Source organism: Pseudacidovorax intermedius, from assembly GCF_001476815.1.
In the GTDB taxonomy this organism is placed as follows: Bacteria; Pseudomonadota; Gammaproteobacteria; order Burkholderiales; family Burkholderiaceae_C; genus Xenophilus; species Xenophilus intermedius_A.
Genome location: NZ_LDSL01000027.1, coordinates 1 through 13467, shown reverse-complemented (window position 1 = coordinate 13467; position 13467 = coordinate 1). Strand labels below are relative to the sequence as shown.

Sequence of the window (13467 nt, the reverse complement as noted above, 5' to 3'; positions counted from 1 at the left end):
ACGTCTGCGATGCAGACAGCTGCCGCGTAGGCCCGGTCCCACGCGCTTGCAAATGAAGTTGATCGATGATTCGTTAACGTTTGATAGCCGCCCTTTTCATTTCCACTTAGCATAAAGATTGGAATCCATATTCTTGACCGTGTATTTGACGGTTCCTAGAATGCGCGCTGCCCGGGCTCCCGCAGTCCTTCCACCCGGGCCGTCTTCCGGGCTTTTTCAGGGCCCGGCCTCTCTGGCGAACACAGGACGCCCGTGCACCTCGTATCTCTGCACGGACCTGCACATCGCCGCTTCACGCGAATGCCCGAGGCAGTCGGCGCGCCCTGCGCCACTTGCAGCCTTGAGCTCGCAGAGAAAGGAAATTAGCGAATGAATCAGGTCTTGCGGGCTGGCATGCAGGGGTTGCGAACCTTTGCCAGCGACGTAGCCGATGGTTTCTTCGAGATCGTCCACAACGGCTTCGCGCTGATCGGGCTCGCGCTCGTGTTCATCGTCGTCGCCGTGGCCGCCCGGCCCGACCTGCAGCGCGCAGGCGAGCAGGAGCTGACGGCCTGGGTCGAATCTCGCAAACCGGCGCCGGCACCCACCGATCCGGCGCCCAATGCCGTGGAGCGCGCCACCGCGGCGCGCCCCGAAGAACTCCCCCGCCAGCAGGCCGCCGTGGCCTATTGGCTGAGCCGCAAATACCGCGTCGCGGTCGAGCCGCTGAGCGTGCTGGTCGCCGAGGCCTACACCATCGGCCGGCAGACCAAGCTCGACCCGACGCTGATCCTCGCCATCATGGCGGTGGAGTCGAGTTTCAACCCCTTCGCCCAGAGCCCCGTCGGGGCCCAGGGCCTGATGCAGGTCATGACCCGCGTTCACGGCGACAAGTACGAGCCGGCCGGCGGCACGCTCGCCGCCTTCGACCCCATCACCAACCTGCGCGTCGGCGTCAAGGTGCTGCAGGAGTGCATCTCGCGCGCCGGCTCCCTGGAAGGCGGCCTGCGCTACTACGTGGGCGCCGCCAACCTGGGCGACGACGGCGGCTACACCGTCAAGGTGATGGCCGAGCACGACCGCCTGCGCCAGGTGGCCAGCGGCCGCGCCGTGCCCGTCTTCACGCCGCCGGCGCCCGCCACCGGCGCGCCCGCCGCGCCGATGCCGACGCAGCCGACGCCGCGCACCCAGCCGATCCCGGTCGTGGCCCCGGCCTCGCCCGACGAGGCGAAGCCGCCGGCGCAGAACACGCCGGCCACCGTGGCGCTGCTGGAGCAGCCGGCCTTGTGAACGTGCCCGGCGCGGCGGCGGGACTGCAATCCTGGCGCCGTCGCGCAGGCGGCTCGTTCACCGTCCGTCTCTCACTAATATAGAAAGAGAAGGACACATCGAAGCGCTCCTCTGGGAGCGCTTTTTTATTGCCTCTTTCCAGGAGCGCGGTGGCCGGCCGTGCGGGCTCCGGCACGCGCCCCGATGACGCTGACGCGCCGCCTCGCAAAACCGTGGCATGCGCGCCCCTGCGAACTGCCGGCTCAAAGGCCTCGGCTACACTCCACCGGTGCGCGACTGGCGATAGGCGCGGCCCCTCCCCAAGAGGCGAGCCGCCGCTGACGTGGATGACCACTGGGAAGCGCACCGCCCGCGGCTCGAGCCCGGGCGATCAGCCGTTCGCCTGGGCAGCCCTTGCCGGATCCGATGCCGCAAGGTCCCTCTTCTTCGAAGGACTGCCATGTACCAACGCAACATCCTGGTCCAAGAGACCGATCCCGAGCTGTACGCCGCCATCCTGGCCGAGAACCAGCGCCAGGAAGACCACATCGAGCTGATCGCCAGCGAGAACTACGCCTCGCCGGCCGTCATGGCCGCCCAGGGCTCGCAGCTCACCAACAAGTACGCCGAAGGCTATCCGGGCAAGCGCTACTACGGCGGCTGCGAATACGTCGACGTGGCCGAGCAGCTGGCCATCGACCGCATCAAGCAGCTCTTCGGCGCGGATGCCGCCAACGTGCAGCCGCACTGCGGCGCCTCCGCCAACGAGGCCGTGTTCCTGGCCTTCCTCAAGCCCGGCGACACCATCATGGGCATGAGCCTGGCCGAAGGTGGCCACCTGACGCACGGCATGCCGCTGAACATGTCGGGCAAGTGGTTCAACGTCGTCTCCTACGGCCTGAACGACAAGGAAGAAATCGACTACGACGCGATGGAGCGCAAGGCCCACGAGTCCCGCCCCAAGCTGATCGTGGCCGGTGCCTCGGCCTACAGCCTGCGCATCGACTTCGAGCGCTTCGCCAAGGTCGCCAAGGACGTCGGCGCCATCTTCATGGTCGACATGGCCCACTACGCCGGCCTGATCGCCGCAGGCGTGTACCCCAACCCGGTGCCCTATGCCGACGTGGTGACCTCCACCACGCACAAGAGCCTGCGCGGCCCGCGCGGCGGCTTCATCCTGATGAAGGCCGAGCACGAGAAGGCGATCAACAGCGCCATCTTCCCCGGCCTGCAGGGCGGCCCGCTGATGCACGTGATCGCGGCCAAGGCCGTCGCCTTCAAGGAAGCGCTGACGCCCGAGTTCAAGGCCTACCAGCAGCAGGTGGTGAAGAACGCGCAGATCGTGGCCGAGACGCTCACCTCGCGCGGCCTGCGCATCGTCAGCGGCCGCACCGAAAGCCACGTCATGCTGGTCGACCTGCGCGCCAAGGGCATCACCGGCAAGGAAGCCGAGGCCGTGCTGGGCAGCGCCCACATGACCATCAACAAGAACGCGATCCCCAACGACCCGGAGAAGCCGTTCGTGACCAGCGGCGTGCGCGTCGGCACCCCGGCGATGACCACGCGCGGCTTCAAGGACGAGGAGGCGCGCGCCACGGCCCACCTGATCGCCGACGTGCTGGACAACCCGCGCGATGCCGCCAACATCGAGGCCGTGCGCGCCAAGGTGTCGGCCCTGACCAGCCGCTTCCCGGTCTACCGCTGAACGCGCTGCCAGGAGCCACGGCCGCATGAAATGCCCGTTCTGCGGCCATGCCGAGACGCAGGTCGTCGAGACCCGCATCTCGGAAGACGGCGACTTCGTACGCCGCCGCCGCCAGTGCGGCGGCTGCGAGAAGCGCTTCACCACCTACGAGCGGCCGGACGTCAACTTCCCGGCGGTCGTCAAGAAGGACGGCAGCCGGGCCGACTACGAGCCGGCCAAGGTCCGCGCCTCGATGATGCTGGCGCTGCGCAAGCGGCCGGTGGGCGTGCAGCAGATCGACGAGGCGCTGATGCGCATCGAGCAGAAGCTGCTGTCTGGCGGCCTGCGCGAGATCGAATCCAGCAAGCTGGGCGAGTTGGTCATGCACGAGCTGCAGCGCCTGGACAAGGTGGCCTACGTGCGCTTCGCCTCGGTGTACCGCAGCTTCGAGGACGTCGAGGAATTCCGGCGCCTGCTGCGCGACATCTAGCGCCAACGTCGGCACCGGGCTGGCCGGCATCGCACAGCGCTTGCGCCGCAGCCATCGGAACGCTGCGCCATGCGGCACCGCCCAATCCTTTTCTTTTCTTTCCTGAGCGCCGTCGCGTGACGCATGCCCGCCGGCCGGCTTGAGGCCGCCGCGCCTTCGCGACATATTCGCCCCAAAGCGACAAGCACAGGGGGAACGACGCATGGGTCATGCCGAGGCGCAGGCCGCGCGCGGGCGCGGCTTCACCATCATCGAAGGGCTGGTCTGCCTGGCGCTGACCGCCCTGCTCGCCACCTGGGCCGCGCCGGGTGCGGGCCGCTGGCTCGGCGACTGGCAGACCCGCCAGGCCACCGGCGCGCTGCGCGAGAGCCTGGACCTGGCCCGCATCCATGCCCTCGGTGCATCGGCCCCCGCCACCGTGTGCGCCAGTGCGGACGGGCTGGACTGCCAGTCCGGCAAGGAGGCCGACTGGGCCGCGGGCTGGATCGTCTTCCTGGACCATGACGGGGACGGCCGGCGCGACGGCGACGAGCCGCTGCTCCATGCACGTGGCCCGACCATGGGCGTGGCCCGCATCACGCCGTCCGCTTCGGGCCTGCAGCGGCTGGTGTTCCTGCCCAACGGGCAGCTCAACAGCACGCCGGCCAGCCTGCGCTTCGTGGCCACCCATGCCGACGTGCCGGTGCGCCGCCTGGTGCTCAACCGCGTCGGCCGCGCGCGGGAGGTGGTGGAGCGATGAGGCCGGGGCATCGGGCGCGACGGCTCGCGGGTCCCGCGGACATCGGCCGCCGGCGCATGGGTGGCGGCGCAGCCCTGGTGGAAGTGATCGTCGCCCTCTTGCTGCTGGGCGCAGCAGGCCTGGGCGTCAGCGCGGCCGCCTCGCGCGCCTACGGGCCGCTGCAGAGCACGCAGCAGCGCGGGACGGCCCTGCTCCTGCTGCAGGACTATGCGGAGCGGGCACGGCTCAACCCGCGCGGCGTCGCCGGCGGCGGCTATGCCATCGCGCTCGGCGACACGCCGCCGGCCGCGCCATCGCCCGGCCCGGACGTGGCGGACGACGGGCTCGCAGCCAACGCGGTCGCGGTCGAGGACCGCCGCGCCTTCCTGGCAGCCGCGGCTGCCCGGCTGCCGATGGCCCAGGCGCAGGCACGCACGGCCGAGCAGGACGGCGTGCGCATGCTGCAGCTGTGGCTGGTGTGGTGGAACCCGGGGCAAGGCGCCACCGAAGGGGCGGCAACCGCGTCGCCGCAGTGCCCGGCGGAACTGGGTGAGCCGGCGCCGGAGCACGCATGCCTGAACGTCCGCTTCGCGCTATGAGCCTGCTCCTGTCTGCATCGAAAGCCGCCCGGTCGGCAGAGGAAGCGAAACGCCCCTCCAGCACGGAGCACCTTGACGCGCCGACGCCGGCCTGCGTCACTGGCGGCGCGGTCGGCGTCGTCGGCGCGGCCGGGCGCAGCCCAGCGAAGCGCCATCGGCGTTTCGCGCACGCACGGGGCTACACGCTGGTCGAACTGATGGTCGCGGTGGCCATCGGCCTCGCCGTGGTGCTGATGGGCGTGGTGCTGCACCTGCACAGCGGCCAGCAGTCCCGCCGGGTGGCCGCCCAGGTCCAGCTGCAGACCGACGGCACGCTGCTCGTCGCGCTGCTGGCGCAGCAGCTGCGCCTGGCCGGCTATTCCGACCTGGACGCGCAAGGCCGGCCGCACTTCGACGGCCTGGCGGTGCGCGGCTGTGCGGGCGGCTTCGTCGACGACGCCGCGGCCTTCGACAGCCTGGCCTGCCGCGCCGCCGGCAGCGGGAGCGCCACCCGGCCGCAGTCCCTGGCCATCCGGCACCAGGCCGACGCGCGCGCGACGGTGCAGGTCGACGGCGGCCAGCCGTCCAACTGCGTGCTGGAAGCCATCGGCCCCTGGGCCGCGTCGAGCGCGCAGCCAGGCCGCAGCTACCCCCTGGCCGATCACCGCTACTTCGTGGAGCCGGACGAGGACGGCACGCCGACGCTCTACTGCCGCGGCATGCGGGCGAACGGCACCATGGGCAGCAAGCAGGCGCTGGCGGCGCAGGTGGAGGACCTGCGGCTGCGCTATGCCGTCACCCGCGCGCCCACCCCAGCCGACCCGGCACCGGACCAGGTCACGGCCTACCTGGCCGCGGACCACCCGGCCCTGGGGACGGACGCGGCCGGCTGGCGCCGGGTCGTCGGCATCCAGCTGTGCGTGGTGCTGCGCAGCGCCACCCCCGTCGAGACCCGCAACACGACCGCCTTGCCCTATCCGGATTGCGACGACCGCCAGCGGCTGTCCACCGACGGCCGGTTGCGGCAGGCCTTGCGCACCACCGTCTTCCTGCACAACCTGCGGCCCGCTCGTGCGCAGGACGGCGCATGAGCAGCGCCGCCGACCGACGCCACCAGCGCGGCCAGGCGCTCGTGGTCATCCTGGTGATGCTGCCGGCCCTGATGGTGGCAGGCGCCACCGTCCTGCGCAGCACCACCGGTGCGGCGCGCCTCGTGCAGGCCCAGCAGCGCAGCACCCAGGCCCAGGAAATGGCCCGGGCCGCGCTGCGGCAGTGCGACGCGGTCGCCATGGCGTCCGTCGGCGCGACGACGCCGGATGCGCGCGTGACCGCCGCCACCGCGGCAGAAGCCGAGCGGCAGTGGGGCCGGCTCGCTGCCTGGCGGCCCGGCGCGCCTGGGCTGGTGAAGGCCGGCGGTACGGCGTCCACGCCGGACGCCGGCCAAGGCCTTTGCCTCATCCACCGCCTGACCGATCCGGTTGCAGGCACGCGGCTGCTGATCACCGCGCGCGGCCTGTCGGCAGACGCGGTGGTCGTGGCCGACACCGGCCGGCTGGCCGAGGGCGCCGAAGCCTGGCAGCAGTCGCAGCTGTGGCGGCCGGACAGCCCCTGCGGATCGCCCGACGCCGCCAGCGGCGACCCGGCGACGTCCCCCGCGCCGCCTTGCACGCCTGCCCCGTGGAGCCGGCGCTGGCGGACACTGCTCCAGCCGCCGGAGGCTTGATGACCCCTACCCCGTACCCCAGCCATCAGCGCCGCGGCTTCTCCCTGCCGGAACTGCTGGTCGTCCTGCTCATCGGCGTGATCCTTGTCGCGCTGGCCGTGGGCGGCTATGACGAACACGCCCGCCGTTCCCGTCGCGTCCAGGCGCAGATCGCCCTCATGGAGGCCGAGCACCTCCTCCACCGCCACCATGCCGCGCACCTGAGCTTTGCCGGCGCGCAATTGCCGCCCTCCCTGGCCCAGGTGCCGGGCCAGGGCACCGCCGTCTACAGGCTGGAACTGTCCACGGCGGGCAGCCCGCCGCAGCGCTTCAGCCTTCGCGCCGTGCGCACCGGCACGATGAAGAGCGACCGCTGCGGCGACCTGGCCGTGGACCAGACCGGCCGCCGCACGATCAGCAACAATGCCCCGGACACCACCCTGAACGACTGCTTCAAAGCCTCATGAGCGCCGCCCCCGTCCTGCCGCCCGATCCTGCCCACGACCTCGACTGGATGGCACGGGCGCTCGACCTGGCGCGCGGCGCGGTCGGCCTGTCCGACCCCAATCCGCGCGTGGGCTGCGTGATCGTGGGCGCCGATGGTTCGGTGCTCGGCCGGGGCCACACCCAGCAGGCCGGCGGTCCGCACGCCGAGGTGATGGCGCTGCGCGACGCGCAGGCGCGCGGCACCTCGGTCGCCGGCGCCACCGCCTATGTCACGCTGGAGCCCTGCAGCCACCACGGCCGCACGCCGCCCTGCTGCGATGCGCTGATTGCCGCGCGCATCGGCCGGGTGGTCGCGGCGCTGCAGGACCCCAATCCGCAGGTGGCCGGCCGCGGCCTGGCCCGCCTGCGCGCGGCCGGCATCGACACCCGCCTGCTCCCTCCCGACAGCACGCCGGCGCGCGGCGCGCGGGAGCTCAACATCGGCTTCCTCAGCCGCATGGTGCGCGGCCTGCCCTGGGTGCGCCTGAAGATCGCCGCCTCGCTGGACGGCCGCACCGCCCTGCCCGACGGCCAGAGCCAGTGGATCACCGGCGAGGCCGCCCGCGCGGACGGCCATGCCTGGCGGGCCCGCGCCGCCGCGCTGCTCACCGGCGCGGGCACGGTGCTGGACGACGACCCGCGGCTGGACGTGCGCGGCACGCCGGTCGCACGGCAGCCCGTGCTGGTGGTGGTGGACAGCCGCCTGCAGACGCCGCCCACGGCGCGGCTCTTCGACGCCGAGCGCCCGGTCTGGTTCTACGCCGCCGTCGAGGCCGCCGCCGCGGACGCCCTGAAGGCCCGCGGCGCGCACATCACGCGCCGGCCCGACGCCCGCGGCAAGGTCGACCTCGCGGCCGTGATGGCCGACCTGGCGCGGCGCGAGATCAACGAACTGCACGTCGAGGCCGGCCACAAGCTCGCCGGCTCGCTGCTGCGCGAGGGCTTGGTCGACGAACTGCTGGTGTATTTGGCGCCCAAGCTCATCGGCGAGGGCCTGGCCATGTTCCACCGCCCCACGCAACCCAGCCCGCTGGCCGCGCTGGCGGACGCACCGGCCTTCGCCTTCCACAGCGTCGAGACCATCGGCGAGGACCTGCGCATCCTCGCCCGCCCGCGCGGCCGCGACCTCTTTTGACCCGCCGCGGCCCGCCGGGCCGCCAGTCTGCGAAAATGGCGGGCTATGTTCACCGGCATCATCACCGGCATGGGGCGCATCGCCGCCGTCCATGACCTCGGCACTTCCTCCTCCCACGGCAAGCGGCTGGACATCGAGGCGCCCGCCGGCTACCTGGACGATGTCGGCCTCGGCGACAGCATCGCCCTCAACGGCGCCTGCATGACGGTCACCTCGCTCGACACCGCCGCCTCCCGCTTCACCATCGACATCTCCGCCGAGTCGCTCGACAAGACGGCCGGCCTCGCCGACGCCGGCACGCCGGTCAACCTCGAGAAGGCCCTGCGCCCGCAGGACCGCCTGGGCGGCCACATCGTCTCGGGCCACGTGGACGGCATCGGCCGCGTGGCCAGCTTCGAGTCGCACGGCGAGAGCTGGCGCCTCGCCATCCTCGCGCCCGCGGCCCTCGGCCGCTTCATGGCCTACAAGGGCTCGGTCACGGTCAACGGCGTGAGCCTCACGGTCAACACCGTGGCCGACCGCGCCGAGGGCTGCGAGATCTCGATCAACCTGATTCCCCACACCGTCGAACACACCACCCTGGGCACGCTCCAGGCGGGCAGCCGGGTCAACCTGGAAATCGACACCGTGGCCCGTTACGTGGAGCGCATGCTGCAGGCCGGCGGCGTGGGCATCGCCAACACCTCTTCCTTCGCACCATGAGCGCATCCATCAGCCCGCTGCCCACGGCGGCCCTCACGCCCGCCCCCATCTCCCCGGTCGAGGAAATCGTCGAGGAGATCCGCGCCGGCCGCATGGTCATCCTGGTGGACGAGGAAGACCGCGAGAACGAGGGCGACATCGTCATCGCCGCCGACCACATCACGCCCGAGAGCATCAACTTCATGGCCCGCCATGCGCGCGGCCTGATCTGCCTGACGCTGTCGCGCGAGATGTGCGAGCGCCTGAACCTGCCGCCCATGGTGGCGCGCAACGGCGCCAAGCATTCGACGGCCTTCACCGTCTCGATCGAGGCGGCCGAGGGCGTGACCACCGGCATCTCCGCCGCCGACCGCGCCCGCACGGTGCAGGCCGCCGTGGCGCCCGACGCCCAGGCCAGCGACCTGGTGCAGCCCGGGCACATCTTCCCGCTGCAGGCCGTCGATGGCGGCGTGCTGATGCGCGCCGGCCACACCGAGGCCGGCTCCGACCTCGCCCGCATGGCCGGCTGCTCGCCTGCCTCCGTCATCTGCGAGGTGATGAACGACGACGGCACCATGGCCCGGCTGCCCGACCTGCAGCGCTTCGCCGCCGAGCATGGCCTGAAGATCGGCACCATCGCCGCGCTGATCGAGTACCGCAGCCGCCACGAGTCGCTGGTGCAGCGCGTCGGCAGCCGCGAGGTGCAGACGGCGCACGGCGCCTTCCAGCTGCACGCCTTCCGCGACCAGCCCAGCGGCGGCTTCCACCTCGCGCTGGTGCGCGGCGAATGGCTGGCCGACGAGGCGGTGCCGGTGCGCGTGCACGAACCGCTGTCGGTGCTCGACCTGATCGAGCTCCACCGCCCCATGCACACGTGGAGCCTGGATGCGGCGCTGGCCCACATCGCCGCCACCGGCAAGGGCGTCGCCGTGCTGCTGAACTGCGGCGAGAGCGCATCCGATCTGCTGGCCCAGTTCGAGGGCACCGCCCGGCCCGCCCAGGCCCCCGAGCGCGGCCGCATGGACCTGCGCAGCTACGGCGTGGGCGTGCAGATCCTGCGCGAATGCGGCATCCAGAAGATGCTGCTGATGGGCAAGCCCCGCCGCATGCCCAGCCTGGTGGCGGGCTACGGCGTCGAGATCGCCGGCTACGTGACCAAGTGACCCCGGGGCGGCACCGGCCACCCCATCCCCAGAAAAAAGAATCCTCATGCTCAACGCCAACAAGGGAGCGGCCGGCCCGCTCGACGGACGCGGTCTTCGCATCGGCATCGTCCAGGCCCGCTTCAACGAAGACATCACCAACGCGCTGGCCGACGCCTGCCTGGCCGAGCTGGCCCGGCTGAACGTGCAGCCGGCGGACATCGAGCACGTGCTCGTGCCCGGCGCGCTGGAAGTGCCGCTGGCCCTGCAGGCCCTGGCGCAGCGCGGCGGCTTCGATGCGCTGGTGGCGCTGGGCTGCATCATCCGCGGCGAGACCTACCACTTCGAGCTGGTGGCCAACGAATCCGGTGCCGGCGTCACGCGCGTGGGCCTGGACCACCGCCTGCCCATCGCCAACGCCATCCTCACCACCGAAGACCTGCCGCAGGCCGTCGCCCGCCAGACCGACAAGGGCCGCGACGCGGCAACCGTGGCGGTGGAGATGGCCCGCCTGGTCCAGCGCATCGGGGCCCCGGCATGAGCGGCACCCTCCCCTCCGACGACGTGCCGATGACCGGCACAGAACTGCCCGAAGGCGAGGTCCGCCCCGTCACGCCGGCGAGCGGCGGCAAGCCGGGCACCAAGTCCAACGGCGTGCGCAAGGCCGCGGCCAAGTCGGCCCGCACCCGCGCGCGCGAATTCGCCGTGCAGGCGCTCTACCAGCACCTCGTCGGCCGCAACGATGCCGCCGCCATCGACGCCTTCACGCGCGACCTGTCGGGCTTCCACAAGGCCGACTCGGTGCACTACGACGCACTGCTGCACGGCTGCGTGAACGAGGCTGCCGAACTGGACGCGCTGATCGTGCCCCTGCTCGACCGCAAGCTGGGAGAGATCTCGCCCATCGAGCATGCGGTGATGTGGATCGGCGCCTACGAATTCCGCCACTGCCTGGACGTGCCGTGGCGCGTGGTCATCAACGAATGCATCGAGCTGGCCAAGGAATTCGGCGGCACCGACGGCCACAAGTACGTCAATGGCGTGCTGGGCGGCCTGGCGCCGCAGCTGCGCGCCGCCGAGGTCGAGGCCGACCGCGCGGCGGGCAAAGCCCGATGAGCGTGTCCCCGCCCCTGCGCATCGCCCGCCGGGCCGAGCGCATCGAGCCCTTCTTCGTCATGGAGGTCGCCAAGGCCGCCAGCGCGCTGGCCCGCGAGGCCGCGGCCGGCAGCCAGCCGATGCTCTACCTGAACATCGGCGAACCCGACTTCACCGCGCCCCCGCTGGTGCAGGAAGCCGCCGCCCGCGCCGTCTCGGCCGGCCGCACGCAGTACACGCCGGCCGTGGGCCTGGACGCACTGCGCGAGCGCATCAGCGGCTGGTATGCCCAGCGCTTCGGCCTGGACGTGCCGGCGCGCCGCATCGTGGTCACGGCCGGCGCCTCGGCGGCGCTGCAGCTGGCCTGCCTGGCGCTGATCGAGGCCGGCGACGAGATCCTGATGCCGGACCCGAGCTATCCCTGCAACCGGCATTTCGTGAGCGCCGCCGAAGGCCGCGCCGTGCTGCTGCCGACCACGGCCGAAGGCCGCTTCCAGCTCACGGCCGAGCAGGTGCGCGGTGCCTGGAACGAGCGCACGCGCGGCGTGCTGCTGGCCTCGCCCTCCAACCCGACCGGCACCTCGATCCCGCTGGACGAGCTGCGCCGCATCCACGAGGTCGTGAAGTCGCACGGGGGCATCACGCTGGTCGACGAGATCTACCTGGGCCTGAGCTACGGCGCCGCTTTGGGCGATGCCGCCGAGGCCGACGCCCGCTTCGGCCACAGCGCGCTGGCCATCGACGACAGCGTCATCAGCATCAACAGCTTCAGCAAGTACTTCAGCATGACCGGCTGGCGGCTGGGCTGGCTGGTGGTGCCCGAGGCGCTGGTGCCGGCGGTCGAGCGCCTGGCGCAGAACCTCTTCATCTGCGCCAGCGCCATCGCCCAGCAGGCGGCGCTGGCCTGCTTCGAGCCGGAAAGCATCGCCGAGTACGAACGCCGCCGCGCCGAATTCAAGGCACGGCGCGACTGGTTCATCCCCCAGCTCGAATCGCTGGGCCTGCCGGTGCCGGTGGTGCCCGATGGCGCCTTCTATGCCTGGGCCGACTGCGGCGAATTCGCGCGCCAACTGGGCATCAGCGGCCCGCGGGCCAGCTGGGACCTGACCTTCGAACTGATGAAGCGCGCCCACGTCACCGTGGCGCCGGGCCGCGACTTCGGCACGGACCAGACGGGCCGCTTCATCCGCTTTTCCACCGCCAACGCCCTGCCGCAGCTGGAAGAGGCGGTCGCCCGCCTGCGCGCACTCGCCCGATGAACCGCTTCACCCACGACATCCGCGTCTACTGGGAAGACACCGACGCCGGCGCCATCGTCTTCTACGCCAACTACCTGAAGTTCATGGAGCGCGCCCGCACCGAATGGCTGCGCCACATGGGCGTGCAGCAGCAGCAGTTGCGCGACGACACCGGCGGCATGTTCGTCGTCACCGAGACGCAGGTGCGCTACCACCGCCCGGCCCGGCTGGACGACCTGCTGCGCGTGTCGGCCGAGCTCAAGCACATGGGCCAGGCCTCGATCACGCTCGTCCAGCAGGTCGCGATGGCCGACGACCCCACCCGCAAGCTGGCCGAAGGCACCATCCGCATCGGCTGGGTCGAGGCCGCCACGCTCCGCCCCACCCGCATGCCCGCCGCGCTGCTGGGAACCCTGGAGCGCCACCGCGCTCCATCAACCGCCGAAACCGACCCAAGACCATGAACCAGGATATGTCCATCGTTTCCCTCATCCTGCAGGCGAGCTTCGTCGTGCAGTTCGTGATGGCGCTGCTGGCCTGCGTGTCGGTGGCCAGCTGGGCGGCGATCATCCGCAAGTTCTTCGCGCTGCGGCGCATGCGGGCGCTCAACGACGAATTCGAGCGCGAGTTCTGGTCGGGCTCCAGCCTCAACGAGCTCTATGCCGCCGCGGCGCAGAACGCCAAGCTGGCCGGCCCGATGGAGCGCATCTTCGCCTCCGGCATGCGCGAGTACCAGAAGCTGCGCGAGCGCCGCATCGGCGACGCCAGCACGCTGCTGGACGGCACCCGCCGCGCCATGCGCGCCAGCTTCCAGCGCGAGATGGACGCGGCCGAATCCAACCTGTCCTTCCTCGCCACCGTCGGCTCGGTCAGCCCCTACGTGGGCCTGTTCGGCACGGTGTGGGGCATCATGCATGCGTTCACCGGCCTGTCGGCCATGACGCAGGTGACGCTGTCCACCGTGGCCCCCGGCATCGCCGAGGCGCTGGTGGCCACGGCCATCGGCCTGTTCGCCGCCATTCCGGCGGTGGTGGGCTACAACCGATTCGCGCGCGACATCGACAAGGTCGCCATCGCGCTGGAGACCTTCACCGAGGAGTTCTCCAACATCCTGCAGCGCAACCTGTCCACCGCGCCCGCCGCCACCGCGGCCGGCCACTGAACCCGCCAGGAGAGCCCCATGCCCGCCGTCGCCTCCCGCGGTCGAGGCCGCCGCACGATCAACGAGATCAACATGGTCCCGTTCATCGACGTGATGCTGGTGCTGCTG

General features: G+C 71.5%; 16 protein-coding genes, 1 pseudogene and 1 riboswitch. All 17 genes and pseudogenes read left to right on the top strand.

Going from position 1 to position 13467, the window contains the following annotated elements; all coding sequences use genetic code 11:
* Positions 1-369: 369 nt before the first annotated feature.
* Positions 370-1269, top strand: coding sequence for a lytic transglycosylase domain-containing protein (locus NS331_RS03575; protein ID WP_058640642.1), 900 nt, complete (start codon positions 370-372; stop codon positions 1267-1269).
* A gap of 262 nt (positions 1270-1531) precedes the next feature.
* Positions 1532-1664: riboswitch (ZMP/ZTP riboswitch) on the top strand.
* Positions 1665-1708: 44 nt separating this feature from the next.
* Positions 1709-2953 carry a serine hydroxymethyltransferase gene (gene glyA / locus NS331_RS03570; protein ID WP_058640641.1) on the top strand — a complete coding sequence of 415 codons (1245 nt, stop codon included), beginning with the start codon at positions 1709-1711 and terminating at the stop codon, positions 2951-2953.
* Positions 2954-2978: 25 nt separating this feature from the next.
* A complete protein-coding gene (gene nrdR, locus NS331_RS03565; protein WP_058640640.1) occupies positions 2979-3422 on the top strand; it encodes a transcriptional regulator NrdR in 444 nt (147 codons plus the stop codon).
* Between the two features lie 202 nt (positions 3423-3624).
* Positions 3625-4161: a GspH/FimT family pseudopilin gene (locus tag NS331_RS03560; RefSeq protein WP_058640639.1), complete on the top strand. Its 537-nt coding sequence runs from the start codon at positions 3625-3627 to the stop codon at positions 4159-4161.
* A gap of 56 nt (positions 4162-4217) precedes the next feature.
* Positions 4218-4739, top strand: a complete 522-nt coding sequence (locus NS331_RS03555; protein WP_058640638.1) for a hypothetical protein — start codon at positions 4218-4220, stop codon at positions 4737-4739.
* A complete protein-coding gene (locus NS331_RS03550; protein ID WP_193758040.1) occupies positions 4736-5809 on the top strand; it encodes a PilW family protein in 1074 nt (357 codons plus the stop codon). Before NS331_RS03555 ends, NS331_RS03550 begins: the two co-directional genes overlap by 4 nt.
* Complete coding sequence (locus NS331_RS03545) at positions 5806-6441, top strand: pilus assembly PilX family protein (protein WP_058640636.1); 636 nt, start codon at positions 5806-5808, stop codon at positions 6439-6441. The genes NS331_RS03550 and NS331_RS03545 overlap by 4 nt, the downstream gene beginning before the upstream one ends.
* Positions 6441-6887 carry a type IV pilin protein gene (locus tag NS331_RS03540; protein WP_058640635.1) on the top strand — a complete coding sequence of 149 codons (447 nt, stop codon included), beginning with the start codon at positions 6441-6443 and terminating at the stop codon, positions 6885-6887. Before NS331_RS03545 ends, NS331_RS03540 begins: the two co-directional genes overlap by 1 nt.
* The gene (ribD, locus tag NS331_RS03535; protein ID WP_058640634.1) at positions 6884-8041 is read left to right on the top strand and encodes a bifunctional diaminohydroxyphosphoribosylaminopyrimidine deaminase/5-amino-6-(5-phosphoribosylamino)uracil reductase RibD; all 1158 of its coding nucleotides are present in this window, start codon (positions 6884-6886) and stop codon (positions 8039-8041) included. The genes NS331_RS03540 and ribD overlap by 4 nt, the downstream gene beginning before the upstream one ends.
* A 45-nt stretch (positions 8042-8086) precedes the next feature.
* Entirely contained in the window at positions 8087-8743 is a 657-nt protein-coding gene (locus NS331_RS03530) for a riboflavin synthase (RefSeq protein ID WP_058640633.1), read from the top strand.
* Positions 8740-9885: a bifunctional 3,4-dihydroxy-2-butanone-4-phosphate synthase/GTP cyclohydrolase II gene (gene ribBA / locus NS331_RS03525; protein WP_058640632.1), complete on the top strand. Its 1146-nt coding sequence runs from the start codon at positions 8740-8742 to the stop codon at positions 9883-9885. Before NS331_RS03530 ends, ribBA begins: the two co-directional genes overlap by 4 nt.
* A gap of 46 nt (positions 9886-9931) precedes the next feature.
* Positions 9932-10405, top strand: coding sequence for a 6,7-dimethyl-8-ribityllumazine synthase (gene ribH, locus NS331_RS03520; RefSeq protein ID WP_058640631.1), 474 nt, complete (start codon positions 9932-9934; stop codon positions 10403-10405).
* Positions 10402-10980 (top strand): transcription antitermination factor NusB, encoded by a 579-nt coding sequence (gene nusB, locus NS331_RS03515; protein WP_440589362.1) that lies wholly within the window; start codon positions 10402-10404, stop codon positions 10978-10980. Before ribH ends, nusB begins: the two co-directional genes overlap by 4 nt.
* A gap of 14 nt (positions 10981-10994) precedes the next feature.
* The gene (locus NS331_RS03510) at positions 10995-12218 is read left to right on the top strand and encodes a pyridoxal phosphate-dependent aminotransferase (RefSeq protein ID WP_058640664.1); all 1224 of its coding nucleotides are present in this window, start codon (positions 10995-10997) and stop codon (positions 12216-12218) included.
* A complete protein-coding gene (ybgC, locus tag NS331_RS03505) occupies positions 12215-12661 on the top strand; it encodes a tol-pal system-associated acyl-CoA thioesterase (protein ID WP_058640629.1) in 447 nt (148 codons plus the stop codon). The genes NS331_RS03510 and ybgC overlap by 4 nt, the downstream gene beginning before the upstream one ends.
* Positions 12658-13359 carry a protein TolQ gene (gene tolQ / locus NS331_RS03500; RefSeq protein WP_058640628.1) on the top strand — a complete coding sequence of 234 codons (702 nt, stop codon included), beginning with the start codon at positions 12658-12660 and terminating at the stop codon, positions 13357-13359. Before ybgC ends, tolQ begins: the two co-directional genes overlap by 4 nt.
* Before the next feature lie 18 nt (positions 13360-13377).
* Positions 13378-13467, top strand: a pseudogene (locus NS331_RS27055) (protein TolR); the annotation flags it as partial.